This is a genomic window from Kitasatospora sp. NPDC092039 (assembly GCF_044756065.1).
Taxonomy (GTDB): domain Bacteria; phylum Actinomycetota; class Actinomycetes; order Streptomycetales; family Streptomycetaceae; genus Kitasatospora.
The window spans coordinates 37776-59029 of record NZ_JBIVSD010000024.1 but is presented as its reverse complement, the minus strand read 5'-3'; the positions used below and the strand labels follow the sequence as shown (position 1 = coordinate 59029).

At 66.4% G+C, this 21254-nt stretch carries 26 protein-coding genes and 1 pseudogene; 21 read left to right on the top strand and 6 right to left on the bottom strand.

Annotated elements, in window-relative coordinates; translation table 11 throughout:
• Positions 1-116: 116 nt before the first annotated feature.
• From rpsP to ACIQI7_RS33800, 15 genes and pseudogenes are all read left to right on the top strand, one after another.
• The gene (rpsP, locus tag ACIQI7_RS33870) at positions 117-545 is read left to right on the top strand and encodes a 30S ribosomal protein S16 (RefSeq protein WP_045700219.1); all 429 of its coding nucleotides are present in this window, start codon (positions 117-119) and stop codon (positions 543-545) included.
• Between the two features lie 2 nt (positions 546-547).
• The gene (locus ACIQI7_RS33865; RefSeq protein ID WP_030056773.1) at positions 548-787 is read left to right on the top strand and encodes an RNA-binding protein; all 240 of its coding nucleotides are present in this window, start codon (positions 548-550) and stop codon (positions 785-787) included.
• A gap of 157 nt (positions 788-944) precedes the next feature.
• On the top strand, positions 945-1535 hold the full coding sequence (gene rimM, locus ACIQI7_RS33860; RefSeq protein ID WP_401117532.1) for a ribosome maturation factor RimM: 591 nt from the start codon (positions 945-947) through the stop codon (positions 1533-1535).
• Between the two features lie 125 nt (positions 1536-1660).
• Positions 1661-2479, top strand: coding sequence for a tRNA (guanosine(37)-N1)-methyltransferase TrmD (gene trmD / locus ACIQI7_RS33855; RefSeq protein WP_401117599.1), 819 nt, complete (start codon positions 1661-1663; stop codon positions 2477-2479).
• Positions 2480-2633: 154 nt separating this feature from the next.
• Positions 2634-2984 carry a 50S ribosomal protein L19 gene (gene rplS, locus ACIQI7_RS33850; protein ID WP_030306736.1) on the top strand — a complete coding sequence of 117 codons (351 nt, stop codon included), beginning with the start codon at positions 2634-2636 and terminating at the stop codon, positions 2982-2984.
• A gap of 78 nt (positions 2985-3062) precedes the next feature.
• A complete protein-coding gene (gene lepB / locus ACIQI7_RS33845; protein ID WP_401117530.1) occupies positions 3063-4028 on the top strand; it encodes a signal peptidase I in 966 nt (321 codons plus the stop codon).
• A 193-nt stretch (positions 4029-4221) separates the two neighbouring features.
• Positions 4222-5001 (top strand): signal peptidase I, encoded by a 780-nt coding sequence (gene lepB / locus ACIQI7_RS33840; RefSeq protein ID WP_401117528.1) that lies wholly within the window; start codon positions 4222-4224, stop codon positions 4999-5001.
• A 242-nt stretch (positions 5002-5243) separates the two neighbouring features.
• Complete coding sequence (gene lepB, locus ACIQI7_RS33835; protein ID WP_401117526.1) at positions 5244-6251, top strand: signal peptidase I; 1008 nt, start codon at positions 5244-5246, stop codon at positions 6249-6251.
• A 160-nt stretch (positions 6252-6411) separates the two neighbouring features.
• On the top strand, positions 6412-7164 hold the full coding sequence (gene lepB, locus ACIQI7_RS33830) for a signal peptidase I (RefSeq protein WP_401117524.1): 753 nt from the start codon (positions 6412-6414) through the stop codon (positions 7162-7164).
• A 112-nt stretch (positions 7165-7276) separates the two neighbouring features.
• On the top strand, positions 7277-7750 hold the full coding sequence (locus ACIQI7_RS33825; protein ID WP_401117522.1) for an NUDIX hydrolase: 474 nt from the start codon (positions 7277-7279) through the stop codon (positions 7748-7750).
• Positions 7751-7804: 54 nt separating this feature from the next.
• Positions 7805-8131, top strand: coding sequence for a DUF2469 domain-containing protein (locus tag ACIQI7_RS33820; RefSeq protein ID WP_188301739.1), 327 nt, complete (start codon positions 7805-7807; stop codon positions 8129-8131).
• A 168-nt stretch (positions 8132-8299) separates the two neighbouring features.
• A complete protein-coding gene (locus ACIQI7_RS33815; RefSeq protein WP_401117520.1) occupies positions 8300-8818 on the top strand; it encodes a YraN family protein in 519 nt (172 codons plus the stop codon).
• Between the two features lies 1 nt (position 8819).
• Positions 8820-9782: pseudogene (locus tag ACIQI7_RS33810) on the top strand (YifB family Mg chelatase-like AAA ATPase); the annotation flags it as partial.
• A 20-nt stretch (positions 9783-9802) separates the two neighbouring features.
• Positions 9803-10297 carry a recombinase family protein gene (locus tag ACIQI7_RS33805; protein WP_401117518.1) on the top strand — a complete coding sequence of 165 codons (495 nt, stop codon included), beginning with the start codon at positions 9803-9805 and terminating at the stop codon, positions 10295-10297.
• Positions 10272-11237, top strand: coding sequence for a recombinase family protein (locus ACIQI7_RS33800; RefSeq protein WP_401117516.1), 966 nt, complete (start codon positions 10272-10274; stop codon positions 11235-11237). The genes ACIQI7_RS33805 and ACIQI7_RS33800 overlap by 26 nt, the downstream gene beginning before the upstream one ends.
• Before the next feature lie 1628 nt (positions 11238-12865).
• Here ACIQI7_RS33800 and ACIQI7_RS33795 read toward each other — a convergent pair.
• A complete protein-coding gene (locus ACIQI7_RS33795) occupies positions 12866-13693 on the bottom strand; it encodes an ExeA family protein (protein ID WP_401117514.1) in 828 nt (275 codons plus the stop codon).
• A 199-nt stretch (positions 13694-13892) separates the two neighbouring features.
• Here ACIQI7_RS33795 and ACIQI7_RS33790 point away from each other — a divergent pair, with 199 nt between their 5' ends.
• The 6 genes from ACIQI7_RS33790 to ACIQI7_RS33765 all read left to right on the top strand — a co-directional run bounded on the left by ACIQI7_RS33790 (position 13893) and on the right by ACIQI7_RS33765 (position 16919).
• A complete protein-coding gene (locus ACIQI7_RS33790; protein WP_401117512.1) occupies positions 13893-14126 on the top strand; it encodes a hypothetical protein in 234 nt (77 codons plus the stop codon).
• Positions 14098-14616 (top strand): DUF6879 family protein, encoded by a 519-nt coding sequence (locus ACIQI7_RS33785; RefSeq protein ID WP_401117510.1) that lies wholly within the window; start codon positions 14098-14100, stop codon positions 14614-14616. The genes ACIQI7_RS33790 and ACIQI7_RS33785 overlap by 29 nt, the downstream gene beginning before the upstream one ends.
• A 16-nt stretch (positions 14617-14632) precedes the next feature.
• A complete protein-coding gene (locus ACIQI7_RS33780) occupies positions 14633-15478 on the top strand; it encodes a helix-turn-helix domain-containing protein (RefSeq protein WP_401117508.1) in 846 nt (281 codons plus the stop codon).
• Positions 15479-15582: 104 nt separating this feature from the next.
• The gene (locus tag ACIQI7_RS33775; protein ID WP_401117506.1) at positions 15583-15936 is read left to right on the top strand and encodes a hypothetical protein; all 354 of its coding nucleotides are present in this window, start codon (positions 15583-15585) and stop codon (positions 15934-15936) included.
• Positions 15933-16178 (top strand): hypothetical protein, encoded by a 246-nt coding sequence (locus ACIQI7_RS33770; protein WP_401117504.1) that lies wholly within the window; start codon positions 15933-15935, stop codon positions 16176-16178. The genes ACIQI7_RS33775 and ACIQI7_RS33770 overlap by 4 nt, the downstream gene beginning before the upstream one ends.
• Positions 16179-16418: 240 nt before the next feature.
• A complete protein-coding gene (locus ACIQI7_RS33765) occupies positions 16419-16919 on the top strand; it encodes a hypothetical protein (RefSeq protein ID WP_401117502.1) in 501 nt (166 codons plus the stop codon).
• A 127-nt stretch (positions 16920-17046) separates the two neighbouring features.
• On the opposite strand, the gene ACIQI7_RS33760 is transcribed toward ACIQI7_RS33765, so the two are convergent.
• The 5 genes from ACIQI7_RS33760 to ACIQI7_RS33740 all read right to left on the bottom strand — a co-directional run bounded on the left by ACIQI7_RS33760 (position 17047) and on the right by ACIQI7_RS33740 (position 21149).
• Positions 17047-17982: a toll/interleukin-1 receptor domain-containing protein gene (locus ACIQI7_RS33760; protein ID WP_401117500.1), complete on the bottom strand. Its 936-nt coding sequence runs from the start codon at positions 17980-17982 to the stop codon at positions 17047-17049.
• A 215-nt stretch (positions 17983-18197) separates the two neighbouring features.
• Positions 18198-18548 (bottom strand): DUF5615 family PIN-like protein, encoded by a 351-nt coding sequence (locus tag ACIQI7_RS33755; protein WP_401117498.1) that lies wholly within the window; start codon positions 18546-18548, stop codon positions 18198-18200.
• Positions 18541-18750 carry a DUF433 domain-containing protein gene (locus tag ACIQI7_RS33750; RefSeq protein WP_401117597.1) on the bottom strand — a complete coding sequence of 70 codons (210 nt, stop codon included), beginning with the start codon at positions 18748-18750 and terminating at the stop codon, positions 18541-18543. The genes ACIQI7_RS33755 and ACIQI7_RS33750 overlap by 8 nt, the downstream gene beginning before the upstream one ends.
• A 34-nt stretch (positions 18751-18784) precedes the next feature.
• Positions 18785-20311, bottom strand: a complete 1527-nt coding sequence (locus ACIQI7_RS33745; RefSeq protein WP_401117496.1) for a type IV secretory system conjugative DNA transfer family protein — start codon at positions 20309-20311, stop codon at positions 18785-18787.
• A gap of 13 nt (positions 20312-20324) precedes the next feature.
• Entirely contained in the window at positions 20325-21149 is an 825-nt protein-coding gene (locus ACIQI7_RS33740; RefSeq protein WP_401117595.1) for a replication-relaxation family protein, read from the bottom strand.
• Positions 21150-21254: the final 105 nt, after the last annotated feature.

Genomic DNA, 21254 nt, shown 5'->3' with positions numbered 1-21254 from the left:
CAGCCGGGCAGGACCCCTCTCTCCTACGGCTGGCGTGTCCCTTGAACGGTCCGCCGCGCAACCCCACGCGATGGCGAGCCCGTTCACCCACGTCAACACCAGGAGAATCCACTCCCGTGGCAGTCAAGATCAAGCTGAAGCGTCTCGGCAAGATTCGCTCCCCGCACTACCGCATCGTCGTCGCCGACGCCCGCACCAAGCGTGACGGCCGCGCGATCGAGGAGATCGGCATCTACCAGCCGACCTACAACCCCTCGAAGATCGAGGTCGACAGCGACCGCGCCCAGTACTGGCTGTCCGTCGGCGCCCAGCCGACCGAGCCGGTTCTCGCCATCCTGAAGCTGACCGGCGACTGGCAGAAGTTCAAGGGCCTGCCGGCCCCGGCGCCGCTGAAGGTCGCCGAGCCGAAGGTCGAGGACTTCTCGCACCTGTTCGCGAAGGCCGTCGCCGGCTTCGAGGACGCCACCACCGGCGTCGCCATCACCCCGAAGGCCAAGAAGTCGGACAAGGCCGAGGCTGAGGCCGACGCCGCTGCCGAGGCCTGATCGTGATCGAGGACGCCCTCGACCACCTGGTGAAGGGCATCGTCGAGCACCCCGACGAGGTGCAGGTGCGCTCGCGCAACCTGCGTCGGGGTAACACCATCGAGGTGCGGGTGCACCCCGATGACCTCGGCAAGGTGATCGGCCGGGGCGGCCGTACGGCGCGCGCTCTGCGCACCGTGGTCGGCGCCCTCGGCGGTCGCAACGTCCGGGTCGACCTGGTCGACGTGGACAACATTCGCTGACGCTGCTGCTCGTTCAGCCGTCAGGGCTTGTGAGGCCGACCGGGACGCATGTCGTCCCGGTCGGCCTTTCGCATTTCCGTTCGCATTTCCGTCGCACCATCGCTTCGCAGCCCGTCGCTTTTCGTTTCGGCTCAGGAACTCCAGGAGAACGATCACCGTGCAGCTCGTCGTCGGCAGGATCGGCCGTGCCCACGGCATCAGGGGGGACGTCAGTGTCGAGGTCCGCACCGACGAGCCGGAACTCCGGCTCGGCCCCGGTGCCGTCGTCCTCACCGACCCCGCGTCGGTCGGACCGCTGACCGTCGAGTCCGGCCGGGTGCACAGCGGCCGGCTGCTGCTGCGCTTCGCCGGCGTCAAGGACCGCAACGCGGCCGAGGCCCTGCGCGGCACCCTGCTCATCTCCGAGGTCGACCCGGAGGAGAGCCCCGAGGACCCGGAGGAGTACTACGACCACCAGCTGATCGGCCTGGACGTGGTGCTGCTCGACGGCACCCCGGTCGGCGAGCTGACCGAGGTCGTCCACCTGCCGTACCAGGACCTGCTCACCGTCCGGAAGGCCGACGGGACGGAGGTGCTGGTGCCGTTCGTCACCCAGATCGTGCCGACCATCGACCTGGAGAACCAGCGCGCCGTGATCACCCCGCCGGCCGGGCTGATCGACCCGGAGCGGGCCGAGGTCGCGGGGAGCTCCTCGGCCGAGGGCGCCGAGGGTCCGGAGGGCGCCGAGGGTTCGGAGGAGTCGGAGTGACCGTCGAGGAGAACGCCGGGGCGGGCGACGCGGCTGGTTCGGGCGGCGCGGCTGTTTCCGGCGGCGCGGTCGATTCGGGCGGCGGGGTGTCCGGCGACGCCGGTTCCGGGGGCGTGCAGAGCGGCATGCGGATCGACGTCGTCACGATCTTCCCCGAGTACCTGGAGCCGCTGGACGTCTCGCTGGTCGGCAAGGCCCGCGCCCGCGGCCAGCTGGACGTGCACGTCCACGACCTGCGCGGGTGGACCCACGACGTGCACCGCACGGTCGACGACAGCCCGTACGGCGGCGGCCCCGGCATGGTGATGAAGCCCGAGCCGTGGGGCGAGGCGCTGGACGCGGTGGTCGCCGCCGGCCCCGAGGGGCAGGTGCCCACCCTGGTCGTGCCGACCCCGAGCGGGCGCCCGTTCACCCAGGAGCTCGCCCAGGAACTGGCCGGCCGCCCCTGGCTGGCCTTCACCCCCGCCCGGTACGAGGGCATCGACCGCCGGGTGATCGAGGAGGCGGCCACCCGGATGCCGGTGGTCGAGGCCTCGATCGGCGACTACGTGCTGGCCGGCGGCGAGGTCGCCGTGCTGGTGATGGTCGAGGCGATCGCCCGGCTGCTGCCCGGGGTGCTCGGCAACGCCGAGTCCCACCGCGACGACTCCTTCGCACCGGGCGCGATGGCCGACCTGCTGGAGGGCCCGGTCTACACCAAGCCCGCCGAGTGGCGCGGCCGCACCGTGCCGGACGTGCTGCTCAGCGGCAACCACGGCAAGATCGCCCGCTGGCGCCGCGAGCAGGCCTTCGCCCGGACCCTGGCCAACCGGCCCGACCTGGTCGAGCGCTGGCAGTACGGCTCCTTCGACAAGAAGGAGCGCGAGGCGCTGGGCATCCTCGGCCTGGCCTGGGACGAGCGGCTCGGCCGATTTCGGTCCGTGGCCGGTGATGTGGAAGAATAGGCCGCTGTTGTCTGCCGCTGGTCCCCTTCCGTAGGGGGCACGTGGACCGGCGCCCCCGCCACGGGGGGATCGTCGTCAGCCGATGCGGCCCGCAGCACATCCCATTGAGACGATTTTCCGTGGGCGGCCCGTGGCGCCTGCGATGGAGAGCAACATGAGCAACAAGCTCGCTGCTGTCGACGCGGCCTCGCTGCGTAGCGACATTCCGGCCTTCCGCGCCGGTGACACCCTGAAGGTTCACGTCCGGGTCATCGAGGGCAACCGCTCCCGTGTCCAGGTCTTCCAGGGCGTCGTCATCCGCCGCCACGGCGCCGGTATCGGTGAGACCTTCACCGTCCGCAAGGTCAGCTTCAACGTCGGCGTGGAGCGCACCTTCCCGGTGCACACCCCGGTCGTCGAGAAGATCGAGGTCGTGACCCGCGGTGCGGTTCGCCGCGCCAAGCTGTACTACCTGCGTGACCTTCGCGGCAAGGCCGCGAAGATCAAGGAGAAGCGCGACCGCTGATCCACCGGCCCCCGGCCTCGCCGGGGGATCGGAATGCTCGGAGGGGGCCGAACGGCCGCAAGGTAAGCTCACCCCCCGATGAGCACGCACGAACCACCCGCGGACCGCGACGGCAGTCCCGCACCCACCGGTGCGGACTCGCTGTCGCGGTCCGCGGTCGTTTCCGGGGGCGATGCCGCGGACGTCTCCGATGGGGCGGCCGGCGGTGCGGCGGCGGGCGGTGCGGCCGTCTCCGATGGGGCCGCCGGCGGTGCGGCGGCGGGCGGCGTCGAGGGCCCGGAGCACGGCGGCGGGCCTGAGCGCGCCGAGGGTCCGGAACAGGCCGACGGCTCCGGCGAGGACGGCCAGGACCAGGACGAGGAGCCCGGGCACTCGCGTTCGCGGGACCTGCTGCTGTTGGTCGGGATCTGCCTGACGGCCCTGCTGCTGGTGAACGCCTTCGTCGCGCGTCCGTTCGCGGTGCCCTCCGGGTCGATGGAGGAGACCCTGCGCCCGGGCGACCGGCTGGTCGCGAACCAGCTCGCCTACGCCTTCGGCGGCCACCCCCAGCGGGGCGACGTCGTGGTCTTCGACGGGACGGGCTCCTTCCTGCGCGAGTCGGCGAAGCCGTCGGGCTTCTGGGACGGCCTGCGCTCCTTCGCCCAGGACCTCGGCCTCGCTCCGGCCGGGGACACCGTCTACGTCAAGCGGGTGATCGGCGTCGGCGGGGACCGGGTGACCAGCACCGGCCCGGGTGCGCCGATCACCGTCAACGGCGTGCCGGTCGACGAGACCTCCTACCTGTCTCCGGGCGACGACCCGTCGAGCGTGGCGTTCGACGTCGTCGTGCCGGCCGGCGAGCTGTGGGTGATGGGTGACCACCGCAGCGCCTCCCGGGACTCCCGCGACCACCTCGGCGAGCCCGGCGGCGGCTTCGTGCCCGAGGAGAAGGTGATCGGGCGGGCGGACTGGGTGGTCTACCCGTTCTCGCGCTGGACCAGTCTGGAGCGGCCCGCGGCCTTCGCCGTGACTGGGGGAACGGGCGGTCATGGGGAGCAGGGGTAAGGGACGGCTCGCCGACCGTCCGGCCGCGGAGCCGTCTGGTGCCGGCCTGCGGGCCGCCGGGGGACCGTCCGCGAGGGGAGCGGGAGGGGACGGTGCGGCAGGCAGTGGTCCGACCGGGGCCCGGCCGGCCCGCGGCCGGGCCGAGCGGCGGCGCAGCGCCCGCAAGGCGGCCCGCCGGCGCAAGCGTTCGCTGGTGCGCGAGGTACCGCTGATCGTCCTGGTGGCCCTGCTGGTGGCGCTGGTGATCAAGACCTTCCTGGTCCAGGTGTTCGTGATCCCCTCGGGCTCGATGGAGCGGACCATCCTGATCGGGGACCGGGTACTGGTGGACAAGCTGACTCCCTGGTTCGGCAGTGAGCCGCAGCGCGGCGACATCGTGGTGTTCAAGGACCCGGGCGGCTGGCTGGAGCGCGACCACGAGCCGTCCGACGAGGGCCCGGTGCTGGGCGCGACCAAGCAGGTGCTGACCTTCGTCGGACTGCTGCCCTCCGACGACGAGCAGGACCTGATCAAGCGGGTGATCGGCGTCGGCGGGGACACCGTCGAGTGCTGCGACGCGCAGGGGCGCCTCAGCGTCAACGGCCGTCCGGTGGAGGAGCCCTACCTCGCGCCGGGCAACCCGTCGTCCCGGCAGACCTTCAAGGTGCTGGTGCCGCAGGGGCGGCTGTGGGTCATGGGCGACCACCGGGACGTCTCCGCCGACTCCCGTTTCCACATGGGCAATCCGGGACAGGGGACGATCCCGTTGGGCGACGTGGTCGGTCGCGCGTTCGTGATCGCCTGGCCGCTGGACCGCTTCCATCAACTCGATGCACCGAGTTCACTCTCCTCTCTCTCGCGGATGCCGCAGGCCGGTGGAACTGCCGCGGGATCGGTGGGCGTTGGGCCGGTTCCTGTGGAACCACCGCTCGTTATGGGGGTGTTGGGCATCCTTCCGCTCGTGGTTCGCCGGTCCGGGCGGCCTCCGGAGTGAGCCGCGCCGGCCGTCGACCGGACAGGTCTCGCGTGTGGGACCGCGAGCCGGATGCCTCGGAGTGATAGAGAAGTGCAGGTGCGGCCGGGAGTGCTCCCGGCCGTGGGCCGAGGCTGTGCTGGTGTCAGGGGAGTCCGCGGTGGGCAGCCCTGAGGCGTTCATGGTCGAGGTGAGCGTGGTGCCCGCTGTGCGGCACTCTGAGCGCGGGCGCGCGGGCGTCCGCACAGCAGGGAGGAGACGTTGTGGGGGATTTGGTGATCGGCGCCCGGTCAGGCGCCGGAGAGCCCGAGGGCCCGGGCCGTCGGGCGGACCGGTCCGCCGAGTCCGCGTCCTCCTCGGCCTCGGTCGAGGACGCGGCGGCGCAGACCGCCGACGGGCAGGGTGGCACCGGTTCGGAGGACCCCCCGGACTCCCCGCACCCGGGGGCCGAGCCCGCGGACGGGTCGGAGTCGGAGGCTCCGGCCAAGCCGCGCAAGCCGCGGTCGTTCTGGAAGGAACTGCCGATCCTGGTCGGCATCGCGCTGGTCCTCGCGCTGGTGATCAAGACCTTCTTCGTCCAGGCGTTCTCCATTCCGTCGGAGTCGATGCAGAACACGCTGCAGGTCGGCGACCGCGTCCTGGTGGACAAGCTGACCCCCTGGTTCGGGGCCGAGCCCGAGCGCGGTGAGGTCGTGGTGTTCCACGACCCGGGCGGCTGGCTGAACGACGAGCCGACCCAGCAGAGCAGCAACTCCTTCCTGCGCGGCGTGCAGGACGTGCTCAGCTTCGTCGGCCTGATGCCCTCGGCCAACGAGAAGGACCTGATCAAGCGGGTCATCGCGGTCGGCGGGGACACCGTCGAGTGCGAGGGCGACGGGCCGGTCAAGGTCAACGGCGTCGCGCTCGACGAGCCGTACGTCTACCAGGGCAACACCCCCTGCGGCGACCGTCCGTTCGGCCCGGTCAAGGTGCCCAAGGACCGGATCTGGGTGATGGGCGACCACCGCGCCAACTCGCTGGACTCCCGCTTCCACATGGACCAGCCGGGTGGCGGCACCGTCCCGGTGGACAACGTGATCGGGCGCGCCTTCGTGGTGGCCTGGCCGGTCGGCCACTGGTCGACGCTGCCGGTGCCGGACACCTTCGACCAGAAGGGCCTGGCGGCGGCCGCGCCGATGGCGCCCCCCGTGGCCGGTGCGGTGGGGGCCGTCGCCCTGCTCCCGCTGGTGCGTCGGGTGCGGGGTCGCGCGGAGCGCCGCAAGGAGTCCTGAGCTCCACCGGATCGTGTTCCACCGGGTTGCCCCCGGCTCTTGCGCGGGCCGTGGTACCGACGAGTAATCTGCTCGGACGTGCCACGGCCCGTCGGCTTTTCCGCCCGTGCCTCCGGCGTGCCAGTGGTGATCTCCGGTCGGCCAGAGGTGGACGGTTCTGATGAGCGGTGTCGTGGAGCAGACGGTCGACCACCCGAGCGCGCCCGCCCGTGCGGGCCGCCGGCCGGCCGCGGTGCTGCAGGGCGTCGCGCTGGCGCTCGGACTGGTGCTGATGATCGGCGGGTTCGCACTGATCGCGATCGACTACCGGCCGTACAAGATCCCCACCGCCTCGATGCACCCGACGCTGCGCATCGGGGACACCGTGCTCGCCCGCAAGGTCGGCGGCGGCGACGTCGGGCGGGGCGACGTGGTGGTCTTCCGGGACCAGGCCTGGGGCAGCGAACTCATGGTCAAGCGGGTGGTCGCGGTCGGCGGGGACACCGTCGCCGCCACCGGGGCCGAGCACCGGCTGACGGTCAACGGGCAGCCGGTGGAGGAGCCCTACCTCGCGACGCAGGGCCGCCAGGGCGATTCGTTCAGCGTCACGGTGCCGCAGGGCCGGCTGTTCCTGCTCGGTGACAACCGGGTGGGGTCGCTCGACTCCCGGACCCACCTGGAGGTCGACGGCGGGACCGTCCCGGCCGACGCCGTGGAGGCCAGGGTCGAGGCCACCGTGCTGCCCCTCGACCGGACGGGCCTGCTCGACCGGGTCACGGACTTCGACGGGTTCGCGGGCCCGAAGGCCTCGCAGCCGGGGCCGCTGGCGCCCTTCGCCTTCGCCTCCGTCGCGGGCGCGGCGCTGATCCTCGTGACCTCGGCGGTGGGCGGAGTGGCCGGCCTGGCCCGCCGGATCCGGGGGCGCAGCTCCTGAGCGGGACCGTCGCCCGGCCGGCCGCTCTGCCGAACATCGCCCCGGACGGCCGCGCCGGGTGGCAGGATCGGTAGCGCCACCGATGCGAACGGAAGGAGCGTGGAGCGCTGCCATGACAGCACGGCGTCGCAGGGCGGCGCGGATCCTGCTGCTGGACGGGCTGGACCGCATCCTCCTCTTCCTGGGTGCCGACCCGGCAGCCCCGGGGGAGACGTGGTGGTTCACGCCCGGGGGCGGCTTGGAGGCGGGGGAGGACGTGCGCGAGGCCGCCGAGCGGGAGCTCGCCGAGGAGACCGGCCTCCGGGGTGTGGACCTGGGGCCCTTGGTGGCGTACGGCACGGTGTCGTTCTCCTTTCAGGGGCAGCGTTACGAGCAGGAGCAGTGGTTCCACCTGGCCCGGACCACGGAGACGGGCCTGGACCACTCGGGCATGGGTGCGGACGAGCACGCCCAGCTGCTCGCGGCGCGCTGGTGGACGGTCGAGGAACTGAGGGGGACCGCGGAGACGGTCTATCCGGTCGGACTGGTGGACTTCCTGGAGCGGCTGCTGGCCGAGGGCCCGCCGGTGGATCCGGTACGGCTCTGACCGCGGGTGCGGTGGTCCACAATGGGTGGACGTGACAAATGAGGGGACGCCTGGATGAGTGCCGAAGATCTCGAGAAGTACGAGACCGAGATGGAGCTCAAGCTCTACCGGGAGTACCGGGACGTCGTCGGCCTGTTCAAGTACGTGATCGAGACCGAGCGACGGTTCTACCTCACCAACGACTACGAGCTGCAGGTGCACTCGGTCCAGGGCGAGGTGTTCTTCGAGGTGTCGATGGCGGATGCGTGGGTCTGGGACATGTACCGGCCGGCCCGGTTCGTCCGCAAGGTCCGGGTGCTGACCTTCAAGGACGTGAACATCGAGGAACTCGCGAAGAGCGATCTGGAGCTGCCCTCGGACGAGTCCGGCTTCGGGAGCTGACGTTGGACGACTCCGTCCCGCGTTGTCCAGCCGAATTTCGCGGGAACGGGCCTCTTCACCCCTGCGGGTGACAAGAATTGTCGACAAGTCCGGGTTATCCACAGGGAACGGTAATTCCCGGGCCTCGTCGTGCGCATTGGTACAGCCTCCTCGGCGGAGGTGGTCACCATGCAGCACACCGTCGTGCAGGACCAGGCCGTACCGGACCAGGCAGTACCGGACGCGGCCGCAGCCGGGAAAGCCCCGCGGGCGATCCCGGACCGCAGCACCAAGAACGGGCTCGGCCGCTACGGGGAACGGGTCGCCGCCCGCCGACTCGCGGAGGCCGGGCTCCGCATCCTGGACCGCAACTGGCGCTGCGTCGAGGGCGAGCTGGACATCGTCGCCCTCGACGGCGACACCGTGGCGGTCTGCGAGGTGAAGACCCGCTCCGAGCGGGGCTTCCAACAGCCCACCGAGGCCATCGACCGGGCCAAGGCCGCCCGGCTGCAACGCCTGGCCGAGCGCTGGATGGCCGAGCGCTGGCCCGGTCACTTCGCCGAGTTGGCCGGCCCCGGCTACGACCCGGGGCCCACCGATCCGCAGTGGCCGCCCGCCCCACCGGGCGGGGTGCGGATCGACCTGGTCGCGGTGGTCAACCGGGCGCGGGGTGCGGCCCTGGTCGACCACCTGCGGGGGGTGGTCTGAGATGGCCTTCGCCCGCACCTGTTCCGTCGCGCTGGTCGGCGTCGACGGAGTGATCGTCGAGGTCCAGGCCGATCTGGAGCCCGGGGTGGCCGCGTTCACCCTGGTCGGCCTGCCCGACAAGGCGCTCACCGAAGCCCGCGACCGGGTCCGTGCCGCGGTGGTGAACAGCGGTGAGGCCTGGCCGCAGCGCAAGCTGACGGTCGGCCTCAGCCCCGCCTCGGTGCCCAAGAGCGGCAGCGGCTTCGACCTCGCGGTGGCCTGCGCCGTGCTGGCCGCCGCCGAACGGCTCGACCCCTCCGCGATCGCCGACCTGCTGGTCATCGGCGAGCTGGGGCTGGACGGCCGGGTCCGGCCGGTCAGAGGGGTGCTGCCGTCGGTGCTGGCCGCCGCCGACGCCGGGTACGAGCGGGTCGTGGTCGCCGAGCAGACCGCGCCCGAGGCCTCGCTCGTCCCCGGGGTGACGGTGATCGGCGTCCGCAGCCTGCGCCAGCTCGTCGCCATCCTGACCGGCACGACGGCACCGGAGGAGCCGCCCGACCCGATCGGCGGCCGGCCGGATCCGCTGATGGCCGGGCTGATGCTGCCCTGCGCGGGTGTGCGGGGCCTGCCCGACGACCGGACGGCCCGGCTCGACATGGCCGACGTGGCCGGCCAGTACGAGGCCCGGCGGGCCCTGGAGATCGCCGCCGCCGGAGGACACCACCTCTACCTGAAGGGCCCGCCGGGCGCGGGCAAGACGATGCTGGCGGAGCGGTTGCCCGCGCTGCTCCCGCCGCTGACCCAGAAGGAGGCCCTGGAGGTCACCGCAGTCCACTCGGTGGCGGGGCTGCTCCCGGCCGGGCGCCCACTGATCGACACCGCCCCCTACTGCGCCCCGCACCACTCCACGACGATGCCGGCCATCGTCGGCGGCGGCAGCGGTCTGCCGAGACCGGGTGCGGTCTCGCTGGCCCATCGGGGCGTTTGCAGACATACCTTGAAAATATGGACACCCTCGCTGCTATCTACTGTCGCATCAGCGATGACCGAGTGGGGGCAGGGCTCGGCGTCAAGCGACAGGAAACCGACTGTCGAAGCCTCTGCGGGCGCCTCTCGTGGCCTGTTGGACGCGTCTACGTAGACAATGACCTCTCGGCCTATTCCGGGCGCCCCAGGGGCGACTACCGGGCCTTGATGGCTGATCTCTGGACAGGCCCACAGAACGCGGTCGCCGCCTGGCACACCGACCGACTCCATCGCTCGCCGCTTGAGCTGGAGGAGTTCATCGACCTGTGCGACCGGCGGCACATCCTGGTTGAGACCTACCTCGCCGGACCGCTGGACCTGACCACGCCCGCTGGTCGAGCAGTCGCTCGCACCCTGGGGGCCTGGGCCCGCTACGAAAGCGAGCACAAGGCCGAGCGGAGCCGGCGAAAGGCCCTGGAGCTGGCCGAGACCGGCCAGGTCTCAGGCGGTGGCTACCGCCCCTTTCGGCTATAACGCTGATCGGCGCACCATCAATGAGTACGAAGCCGCAATCATCCGTGAACTCGTGGCGCGCGTCTTCATCGGGGATAAGCTCCGCACGCTGGTGAGAGAACTCAACGGTCTGGGGATCCGGACCACAACGGGCGGTCAGTGGTCGGTGACCACGCTCAAGCGGCTGTTGTGCTCGGGACGAATTTCCGGCCAACGTGAGCACCAGCCGCGTCCTCGCAGTGAGAGCAAGCGAGCGCTCGTAGGGGCGATCGTTGCGACTGCTGTATGGCCTGCGATCATCACCCCTGGCGAAACCGAGAAGCTGCGCGCAATCCTTTTGGCACCAGAGCGAAGGCTCACGTCCCCCACTCCGCGGCGGTGTCTGTGCACCGGGCTTCTGCATTGCTCGCTCTGCGGAGCAGGCATGTGCGGCCGCCCGCGAGAAGACGGCATGATGCGCTACATCTGCAACAAGATGCCGGGAAACAACCACTGCGGCAAGACATTCATCCTTGCCGACCCAACGGATGCCTTTGTCACGGCGATGGCCCGAGAAGCGTTGCTCTCCCCGCAGATGGCAGAACAGCTCCTCGCCGAGCCGGGCGGTCCTACCGAAGAGGACATCCTGCAAGTGATGCGAGCGTGCAGGATAAAACTTGATGAGCTGGCTGCTGACTACGCAGCAGACACCATCACCCGCAGCGAATGGCTCTCGGCTAAAACTGTCCTGGATGAGCGCCTGGCCACGCAGCGCACTGCTTTGGCCGAGACGGCACCTCGGCTGCAACTCATCACGGAATTCTCACTGGAGGATGCTTTTGATGAGTCGTTTGAGTTGCTGCCGCTTGAGCGCAAGCAGGCACTCCTGCACACAGTCTTTGATCAGGTCGTGGTCAAGCCGGCTGTTCGAGGCCTGAACCGCTTTGATCCAACTCGGCTTGAGCCTGTGTGGAAGATCTGAGGATGCGCGCGATGTCAGAGAGCACTACCGGGTCTTCGATTACCTCGGGAAGTCCTTGAGACGCTCGACTCGCGCGCACGTACTCCGCAAGCTCGTGTCGGTCCATAAAGACTCGACACCCCCACTCGCAAAACCAAGGGGTCTGTAACGGACGCTTCGCTTGGCTGCGAGGAAAAGCTAGCCTGCGGTAACGCCCAGTCTAACCGAGCTCTTGCCTGGAGCGAAGCAAATTCGAGGGCAAATCACGCTCGCGCGGAAAGTCTCTGAGCGGGGTTTCTGGGAGCCCAGTCACTCACCCGAGGCCGACCCCTGGACGAGGGCGAAAACGATAGCTCAGTGGCCCGCGGCAGGCCATTTGGCCACAGTCCCCTGCTCGGGAACCGAGCCTGAGCCAATCGGTGGCAACGCCACCACTCCATTGATCGCAACGCGATCCGCTCCTCCGCGTCAGCGGCCGATTTGCTGGCCGGCGGAAGGAAGGTCTGGAAGGAATGCCGCCGAGCCAGCCACTGTGTCCCCCCTTGGGGGTGGACTCGGAGCCTGCATCTACCCCGAAGGGCCATTGCGAAGCCAATGTGCAGGCGAAGAGGACGGGGGGAGTCAGCCGCGCCACCGACCGCAGGGAGCTTGGCATCACCCCCGAGGCGCGGCTGACTCCCCCCGTCTTGAGGCCACCCGAACCCGCTGGCCAGCGGGCCTTTCCTTCCAGCTACAACCGCCCGAAGGGCGCTTCCTTGGCTACCGGCCGGGCGTACCGGCTCGCGTACCGGCCAGAGGCGGTACGCCACCCGACCTGGGTATCAGGCCTGCTCGATCAACTCCCGTACTCGCCTCAAAGATGATCCAGAGCGATGCAGTAGTTTGCGGATCGAGCCAGTAAGAACCACTCGCGGCGACAGGCCAGATGCTTATAGGCGCAACGACCCCTCCCCCTAAAACCCCCGGGGGTAACGATTACTGGTAGCCTGGCCGCTTCTCTCCCCGATGCTTCGCATCGAAAATAAATGTTGGCGTGTTGTTTTGGGACAGTGTCTCATGCTCTCTCGGTAGTGAGCCGAGTGCCTTATAGCCAACGTGCGTCAGTAATCCAGCTGTGAAATCTCACTACCGCTGGAGCTCCGTAATCAGTGAAGCAGATAAAAGAAGAATCAACCAGACCGGGCCTAAGGCCGGGACCAGACCGGCCCCGGGCCGGGCCTAGGCCGGGACCCACCAAGAGAAAGTATCCTGAGGTGGTAATGGCTGAATGGTAGGCCGGGCCTAGGGGCCGGGCCGGGTTGATGTTAGTGAGAGTTCTTCCGGGCAGTAAGGTAAAGATCAATTGCATCTCGTACCATCGCACTCATGCTTCCTGGTTGTCCATTGGGACCACGATTATCTTCGGCAAGGACTCTAAGAGCCTCGTACTGGTCTTCATAGATGTCGAACTTGTGGCGCTGCCGAATAGGACGGTAGTCAAGAGTGGGCCAGGTCTGGGCCGGTAGGCCGGCGGTAGGCCCGGCCGGGGTAGGGCTTGACAGTGAATCCGAGCCCCGGCGAACCACCGACAGAACATCTGGAGCCGTCTCGGTAGGCGCATCGGCTACTGGTTTTGATATTTGCGTGAGTTTGTCGAATCTTCCCATAGGTTAGATGCGCAGGTTCTGCGCCTTGGCTATCTCCTCGATTTGCTGAGGGCTCGCGTGTGTGTTGCCCTGGACGGCAAGATCGATGAGGAGTTCAAAACACACCTTGATGGCATCTCGGGGAAGTCCTTTGGTGTAGGCGTAGAGCAGGTGGTAGGCCTCCTCGGCGGTTGATTCCTCAAACAGCGAATCGCGCCTGCCCGCGACAGTAAGACGAAACTGGATCATGTCGCGCAGGTCCTCCAAGGACATAGCACTCATGGCAATAGGAAACATGCGGGATGCCAGCTCGCGGTAATTTACGATCTTGGTTCCCAGCTCCTCTTGTCCGACCAGGACGATTTGTAAGAGCTTGGTCTTGTTGGTTTCAAAGTTGAGCAGGTAATGAAGTAGCTTCAGCTGCTCGCGAGTCATGTACTGGGCCTCATCGACCAGAAGCACGGGCACCTTGCCCGACTCAAACTGCTGAAGGAGAAATCCCTCAAAGTTAGCTAAGGAGGCTGCATAGGATCTCTCGGTCTTTACATCAAAGGTCTCCATGATTACCCGAAGCAACGCGTTGCTGCTTTTGATGTTGGGGACAATCAGAAGCTTGACGTTGTACCGCTCGTCTTGGCTTAGCTTTTCGTGGAGCCGGCGGACCAGCGAGGTCTTGCCCGAACCGATCGGTCCGTACATGTAGATGGGGCCGATGCGGTCGCGTGCCATGAACTCACACTTGGCCAGGGCCTCGCGCACCTGCGAGGAGAAGTACAGGAACCGCGGATCGGGGCTGGTGATAAACGGATGCTCGGTAAGTCCGAAATGTCTGACAATTGCATTAATATCCATATTGAGCAACTAACACCAAATATGGCAAAGTTGACGCAATTTGTCAATATGGCAATAAAGTTGGGCGAAATCGCTATTTTCGGAGAAACCCACGCAAAGGATGCTTGCCAAGCAAGTTCGAGCAAGTTGGGTGTGCCGTGGTTGTCGTTGGTGCAAGCTCAGTCACAGTGATCGACCGCGACCGCCAAGGAGGCCCATCATGGCGCTGCACAAACTGGGCAAGGATCCCGATTCGCCGGTGAACAACTCGCCGACCCTCTACTACGACTCGGAGACGGACAACTACCTCATCCAGGGCTGGAAGGTGCTGGACGAGGAGCGCCGGTCACAGTTGGAGCTGCCGGACCACGAGGATGTGGTCGAGTTCCCCAAGCGCATGATGCAGTTCTTCCCGGAGGTGAACGGTGGCGCTGGACCCGACCAGGTTCGATGAGCTGCTGAGGCTCGCCAGCCGCTCGGCCGTCCACCTGGAAATGCGGGACGGGTACATGCGCTCCGACCCGGCCTTCATCCAGTGGCAGGCGGGTGAGGTGATCGACCCTGCGGCGCTGTGGCCGCAGTGGTACGAGTTGCTGGGGGAGGCAGTAGCGCGGAGCGTGGCTATCCGCCGGGCACGCATTGTCTCCGAGCCCCTAAGTGACTACGTGGCGTTCGAGCACACCATCACCGAGGCGCTCAACATCGCGGCAGGAGAAGATGTCCGCTGGCTGCCGCGCCGGCAGGCAACAGATCTGGCGCTTCCCGGCAACGACTTTTGGTTGTTCGACAACCAGCTCGTCCTGGTGAACCACTTCAACGGAGACGGTGAAGCCACAGAGCCAGAGCTGCTCGATGATCCAGCAGTCGCGAAGCTGTGCGCCACAGCCTTTGAGGCGGTCTGGGAACGGGGCGTTCCCCACGCCGCGTACGCACCGGCACGATAGGAACCCCCAGAGATCCGTGTCGCAGTACTCCAACACCGAGCAAGCACGGCGGGACCTCGGCCAGCGGTTACGTGAGCTCCGCAAGGACGCGGGCCTCACCGCCCGAGCGCTGGCTGAGGCCGCTGGGTGGCACGAGTCCAAGTGCTCCAAGCTCCAGAGCGGGCGGACTGTCCCATCAAGCGAGGACATCCGGACATGGACGATGCTGTGCGGTGTCCCGGAGGAAGCGCCCGACCTGATCGCCACCGTCCGCGCCACTGAGGGCGCGTATATCGAGTGGCGGCGCATCGAGCGGGCCGGACTCAAACGTGCCCAGGAGGCCGCAACACCAATCTTCGACCGGACATCACGCTTTCGGTCGTACTCCTCCTGGCTCATCCCCGGGCCCCTGCAAACCGCGGACTACACGCGTGCTGTGCTCCTGGGGACAGCCAAACGAAGGGGACTCTCCCAGGATGTCGAAGAGGCGGTGGCGGTCCGTATGGAACGCCAACACGTCCTCCACGAGCGAGGCCGGTTGTTCGCCGTGCTCCTTGAGGAGTCGGTGCTCCACAAGCTGATCGGCGGGACCGAGGTCATGGCCGGACAGCTCGGCCAACTGGTCACCGCCGGCTCACTTCCCGCGGTCAGTCTGGGCATCATCCCTGACGCAGCAGACCGAAGCGGCATCCACCCGGTCGAAGACTTCTGGATCTTCGATGACGCGCAGGTCAACATCGAGCTGGTCGCCGCCTGGCTCACGATCACCCAGCCTGGCGAGATCGCTGAGTACGCCCGCACCTTCGCCGAGCTAGCGAGCCTCGCCGTGTATGGCGCGGAAGCCCGGGCCCTCATCGCTGGTGCGATCAGCGCGCTTGGGTGAACCGCGAGCAAGTTAAAGCAAGTTTGTTGAGGCGTCTTACAGCCGACTCCTACCGTCCAAAGCGGAGAGAGCAGTGCTGTTTCAAGCCATAGGGACAGGCAGCAATGACCGAGCTTGAGAACGAGGCGGACGTCCGCCGGGATCACCACCGCGAAGCCGAGACCGCTGCCGCTGCCCTGCGGACTGCCCTCTCCCTGAACGGCTTGCCGAGCCTGCCCTCGTTGGATGCAGCCCCTGTTGTCGAAGGGCTTCGCGAGGGCGGCTACGTCTACCTCGGCGGGTGCAACGCACGAACGGCTCAGGCCATCGCGGACACGTTGATGCTGCACGCCCGCTGGACGGGTCGAGTGCTCCCCAGCTCGGCTGACGTCCGGCTGCTCGCCGGCCTGCTGGACGAGCCCACCGCCGAGCAGCTGCCTGCACCACCCCCACACTTCCCCAAGGAGCTGAGTACATGAACAACATGGACGAGACCTCCCCGCCGGCGGCCCCCGCAGAGCAGAGTTGGACACCGCAGGAGGGGGAGGTCGTCACGCTCCTCAAGACCGGTGAGTTCATGAGAATCATGTCGATTCACTCCTTCGGAGTCTTCGTCCGCCCGGTCAGGGGCGGTCGGGAACAGATCAAGCGGCTGTGGGAACTGGTCCCCCCGGACACCGCCCCCGGAGGGTTCAACGACTGGCAGGCAAGCCGCGGGTAACCCGGCAGGCTCGAAGGCCTGGAGGCTTTGGCCGATGTCCTGACGCGGTTGGGGAAGCGGGGAGGCCGTACGCTCGCCAGCGGATCGGGCAGCCCAGCCTGCCCGCAAGAGCCCGATCTGGCCTCTCCGCCTGCGGGGCCCCAGCCGCGTGAGGTGGGTAAAACCTCCAGGCCATCCAATGGAGCAAGACAACCTACTCCCGCTCTGCGGAACCTATCGCAGGAACCTAACCTGACCTCTATGAGCACACCGCAACCGCAAAACGAAAAGGACAAAAACCATAAGGTCGACCCTGCTGCCTTATGGTCAGCCGCAGTTGCAGCAGTCATCGCCTTGGCCGTGGGCGAAGGCCGTTGGGGGTGGCTAAGTTCGGGAATCGGGATCGTGCTGTCGTTGCTCGTAGCGGCTTACTACCGCCCCGGCAAACAAACGGAAAATCGATGGGATAGACCTACCCGAGCTGCGGCCTTTGGTGGAATTGCAGGACTGCTTGGAGCGATGATCGCATCTGGACCCATTCAGGCAATCTTCTTTAATTGTCCACATGAATGCTCCAACGCCAACCTCTACCCCACTAAGAAAGAAATTGACAACTGCGCCGGCAACGCAGCAGGGGTAGCTGTGGGTTGGACCTGGCTGGGAGCTACGCTACTACTCGGATGGTTGCACTGGCGACTCACGGCAACACGAACTCTGGGATCAACAACAGAAGAAGATGTGTCAGAAGAAAATCAAGACTAACCTTCCTATAGTTGAAGCTAGCAAAATTATTAGAGGATAAATTGCACCCTACCCCCGTGTCATCAGGCTCAAAACCTCGCCGCAAATCTTTGATTGTGCGACATGGACTGCTAAGGCAGTTACCCGGCTATGGGATTTCTTCACCAAGGACATCATAAAGGCGCTCGCGCCTAACCAACCCATCAGAGTCGTACTCAAGCACCTTGCGGGTATACCCGTAGGAAAGATCGGGCGGACCTGAAAGGGTAACGATGCGCTCCTCAACCACGCGGTTGTGGCCGTCATACGTCAACTCCCGGCGTGACAACGCACCTGGCTTGTCGATGACCTTGCGCACGCGCCGGCCAGAGGCCGAGTCGTAGTAGTAGCGCCAAGTATCGATGTAGCGCCAAGTACCATCCGGCTCGCGCTCGTACATCATGTTCTCGTGCACGCGGCCTGATGCATCGAAGGTGAACGCCTTGTAGTGCGCGAGATCCCCGTTGTAAAAGATTTCACAGCGCTCCACGATGCCTTGGGCCCAGATGATTCGGACGCTGGGGCCGGTCGGGGCAACTTGGCTGATCTGGCCCACACCGACTATCTCCCCGAAGGGAGATATCTCAAGCGCCTTATACCAGCGCTCGCCAGTGAATGTATCAGCGTCCAGGCGGACGCGTTTAGCCAGAGCCCGCACGTTGTGAGTATAATTCTTCGCGTTGATGAAATTCAAGTACTGGAGCCCGGCGAGACGGGCAGGCAATGGCTGGGTGAGTTTGCGAATAAGGATCGGCAGGATGAAGACCTCCAGCCGGTCACGGATCATCTTTGCAAATGCGCTCTCGAACTCAACTCGCCGGACGTAGTACGAGCGAAGAGCCGCGGGTGAAAGAACGAGGCAGAAGTATCGACTATCCTCGATGGCCTCTTCGATGCTGAGGTGGAACTGAGCGCCGACCTGGAGCTCGATCGTGTCGAGCCAGACATCAACGTGGTGTTCCCGCAAGTCGGCTGCTAAGCGCTCAACAAATCGGGTGTTGGCGTGCGAGTAGGAAATGAAGAGGTCGCGTTGCTGTCGAGTCATGTCGCACCTCTACGAGACAAGCCCTTTGATCCAGTGTCGACCTGGTAGTCCAACAGCGCAACTGAGGGTGCCTTTTCTTCCTTGTGGCTCATGATGTTCCGGCCCGTCCGCCGCGTCAAGGACAAGCCCCTTCGGGGTCCTTCGGATCCTTGACCCGCCGGCCAGCCCGGAAGAGCCGCCAATTAAGGAAGGAAAAGGGAAAGGTGGTCAGGGGGTTACTTTGAGTTGAGTGCAACTACCTTGCCGCGGAAGAAAGACGCCCCGTGCCGTGTAAGCATCGAGGTGAGTTGGGCATCCATGCGCACCCAGTTGTTACCGGTAACTGCAATGACGCCCTCATCAAGACTTGACCCCACAAGTTTGAGAAAGTCGCGCCAATTCTGCGACACGATGATTCGGTGGTGTTTGAGAGCGAGTTGATAGACGGAGGAATCGGCTATCCCGCCCTGATGGAGGTCTACGCTTACGTGCTTGACATCAAAGCGCTCGTTGAGCTTAGGGAAGGCGCCACGCGGGGGCATGTTCTCATCGAGGAGAATCTTGTGTTTGTGGAAGGTCTTAGGCATGAGCGGCGTTGTTGATGATTTCATTTGCCTCGTCTACGGCGCCTGAAATCTGTTTCTTGCTCACCCATGGATACCATTCGTGCAATTGCGCGATAGAGACTCCATTCTTCATGAAGTCAATAAACTGAGTGATGCGTATTCGTGTGCCCTTAAGGACGAAATCGCCGCTGGCAATATTTGGACTAGAGTCTAAGTATTTCATTGCACCTTGTTTATAGCAATTCCGCACCATAAAGTCAATCACCGCTATCTCGCCTTTGGTCTTTAAAGCCGGGCAACCTAAAGACCGTGGTGGGCTGAACGAACTCACGGATCTGGGCTTGCAAACTTCGCCGAGAAATGGGCGGCGGCCGATTGGGTCGGCCCCGGTGGCGGTCCGCACGGCTTTCTTGCTTGGGGGCCGGGGCGAAGTAGCGGTGGAGGTAGTAGTCCTCGACCTGGGCCACCGCGGTAGGGGACGCCGGGAGGTCGGGGAGGGTTGGCGTTCGCACCTTGAGGACCTGGTCGTTGGGAAGACGGATGTAGGCCTCGCCGACCTGGAGCTGCTGCACCCACTGGACCTGGCGCTCCCACTGTTCCTGGAGGGGGTAGTAAGTGGGGTGCGTGCGCTCCTCGGCCTGCTCGTTGGAGACGGTGTGCTTGATCTCGTCCGGGTTGACGGTGCCGAACATCCGGGCGGAATACTCGGCGTCCGGGCGTCCGGCCTTGAGGATCACCTCAAGCCCCACGTTCTGCAGGGCGCCCTTGAGGCGGTCGGAGGCCTGGCTCCAGCTCTGGTGGGCCATGACGCAGAACAGGTTGTACTTGCGGGTCTCAGACAGCATGCGGGTGAGGGCTTCTTCGCTTTGGGCCATGAACTGGGAGAACTCATCGAGGATGAGGTGGTGTGAGCGCCGGGCGGCGGCTGTCCCCAGACTGGCGCGGCTGAGGGCCGCTGCCTCCATGCCGACTGTGAGCAGGCAGCCGAAGAGCCGGCGGACATCGGGGGAGGGGAGGGCCAGGTTGATGATCACCGAGGTCCCTGAGTCGATGATCTTGCGGAAGTCCAGGGCGTTTCGCTCGTGGCCCAGGGCGTAGCGCAGCACCGGGGAGAGGGTGAGCAGGTCGGCCCGGTTGAGGGTCGACTCCTTCATCAGCGGGGCCTCGCGTCCCCACTGGTCCATGCGCATCCGGAAGAAGCGGATCACCTGGGGGTCGGTGACCCGGGCCAAGACGGTGGTCCGCAGAACCGGGTCGACCAAGAGGTCGGAGAGCTTCGTGAGGGGCAGGCCAGCTTGGCGAAGCGCTATCACGGAGTGTTTGAGGATGTTCTCGAAGGTCGGGGCACCGCGGGCCAACTCTGGCCAGGCGCGGCGGGCGGCCTCGGCGACATGCTCGGCCATCGCGTGATCGTCATAGGGCTGAAGCAGGTAGTTGAACGGCAGGTACCTGCCCTCAGCGGCGGCCCGGGGGATGTCCAGGTACATGAGGGCCTGGCGTTGCTTAAGGGTGGTGAGGTCGCCTTCGGCCACCAGGTGGGCGAGGACGAGACGGGCCAGGTCGCCGTGAGGATCAATGAGGGTGACAGGCATCCCGGTCCGGTGCAGGGAGAGGAAGAGCGAGGCGAGAAAGTAGCTCTTGCCGGAGCCGGTCTTGCCGAGAACGTGGGTATGGACTCGGGCCTCATCGCTGGGCAGGGAGAGGGTACGGGGGATCACGTAGCAGGTGCGGTAGGCCCCCAGAGGGATCCGCGGCAGTCGCCGCTGCCAGCTGAACCAGCCCATACCAACGGCGAGTTCAGCTCTGCCCCTCCCCTGGCAGATCAAGCAGGCTGACTGGCTCGGGCCGGTCGGCGGGGAACCAGAGGGCCCCGAAGAAGAAGGCCTCCGCGGATACCTCAAGTGGTGAGGTCTCGGTGAAGAGGAAGACGTCACAAAGGGCCGGCTGGCCGATGCCGTACAGCTCCTGGGCCGTCCAGGAGGAGAGCTGCCTCCTGCGAGCGGTGGTGGGAACCACGGTCGCCACCGTGAGGTTGTCAGCCTCGAAGAGTTGCCGGTAGGGGCCCAGCGCCCAGGCCGTAAGGGCGGCGACCTTGCGGCGCCAGTACTTCTGCTCCTCGGTGCCCCGATCAAGCTCCAGGGCCACGTACACGGCCTCACCGGCCACGGCCAGCTCCAACCACGCATCGGGGATCACCGCCACCGGCCGGGCCTGGGAGTCGCCGGCTGGCTGAACACGTACGGCCTCGCGCTTGAGCTGGCGCTCGGTGAACAGGCGCGGCACGGACACGAGGGGGTGCTGCCGGTTGAGGAGTTCGGCGGCCACGAGAACATCCACCGCGGCAAGGGTGTGCTCCATGAAGGGGTTGTCCCGGGCCTTGGCGCGTTCCTCGGAGGGGCGGTAGTACCCACTCGTAAGCCTGACGCCCCGGGCCTGGAGGAACCGCCGGCCTCGGTCGGCCAGGGTGAAGACGTGCGGGGCCGAGCCAACCTGTGGGGTCGGAAGCTCCCGGAGCCTGAGAAGGTGTCCCGCCTCGACAAGGCGGCGAAGACGGCGCTGGGCGTACCGGTTGTCATCGTGCTGGTTGGGATAAAGGAGGCGGGCGACTTGGCCCGCCGTCATGTAGTGGAACCGGTTAACGGCACGGAGGATCTGCTCGTCTGCCTCACCGATTCGCACTGACTTGTTCTGCTGATTGGTAGGAAGGCCATTCATCGGGCTACAACT

Bases quoted from the DNA above. Each gene is read 5' to 3' on its own strand.
- trmD (WP_401117599.1), top strand. From the start codon at position 1,661: ATGCGGATCGACGTCGTCACGATCTTCCCCGAGTACCTGGAGCCGCTG.
- rplS (WP_030306736.1), top strand. From the start codon at position 2,634: ATGAGCAACAAGCTCGCTGCTGTCGACGCGGCCTCGCTGCGTAGCGAC.
- lepB (WP_401117530.1), top strand. From the start codon at position 3,063: ATGAGCACGCACGAACCACCCGCGGACCGCGACGGCAGTCCCGCACCC.
- lepB (WP_401117524.1), top strand. From the start codon at position 6,412: ATGAGCGGTGTCGTGGAGCAGACGGTCGACCACCCGAGCGCGCCCGCC.
- ACIQI7_RS33825 (WP_401117522.1), top strand. From the start codon at position 7,277: ATGACAGCACGGCGTCGCAGGGCGGCGCGGATCCTGCTGCTGGACGGG.
- ACIQI7_RS33820 (WP_188301739.1), top strand. From the start codon at position 7,805: ATGAGTGCCGAAGATCTCGAGAAGTACGAGACCGAGATGGAGCTCAAG.
- ACIQI7_RS33815 (WP_401117520.1), top strand. From the start codon at position 8,300: ATGCAGCACACCGTCGTGCAGGACCAGGCCGTACCGGACCAGGCAGTA.
- ACIQI7_RS33805 (WP_401117518.1), top strand. From the start codon at position 9,803: ATGGACACCCTCGCTGCTATCTACTGTCGCATCAGCGATGACCGAGTG.
- ACIQI7_RS33795 (WP_401117514.1), bottom strand. From the start codon at position 13,693: ATGGATATTAATGCAATTGTCAGACATTTCGGACTTACCGAGCATCCG.
- ACIQI7_RS33790 (WP_401117512.1), top strand. From the start codon at position 13,893: ATGGCGCTGCACAAACTGGGCAAGGATCCCGATTCGCCGGTGAACAAC.
- ACIQI7_RS33775 (WP_401117506.1), top strand. From the start codon at position 15,583: ATGACCGAGCTTGAGAACGAGGCGGACGTCCGCCGGGATCACCACCGC.
- ACIQI7_RS33770 (WP_401117504.1), top strand. From the start codon at position 15,933: ATGAACAACATGGACGAGACCTCCCCGCCGGCGGCCCCCGCAGAGCAG.
- ACIQI7_RS33765 (WP_401117502.1), top strand. From the start codon at position 16,419: ATGAGCACACCGCAACCGCAAAACGAAAAGGACAAAAACCATAAGGTC.
- ACIQI7_RS33760 (WP_401117500.1), bottom strand. From the start codon at position 17,982: ATGACTCGACAGCAACGCGACCTCTTCATTTCCTACTCGCACGCCAAC.
- ACIQI7_RS33755 (WP_401117498.1), bottom strand. From the start codon at position 18,548: ATGCCTAAGACCTTCCACAAACACAAGATTCTCCTCGATGAGAACATG.
- ACIQI7_RS33750 (WP_401117597.1), bottom strand. From the start codon at position 18,750: ATGAAATACTTAGACTCTAGTCCAAATATTGCCAGCGGCGATTTCGTC.
- ACIQI7_RS33745 (WP_401117496.1), bottom strand. From the start codon at position 20,311: ATGGGCTGGTTCAGCTGGCAGCGGCGACTGCCGCGGATCCCTCTGGGG.
- ACIQI7_RS33740 (WP_401117595.1), bottom strand. From the start codon at position 21,149: ATGACGGCGGGCCAAGTCGCCCGCCTCCTTTATCCCAACCAGCACGAT.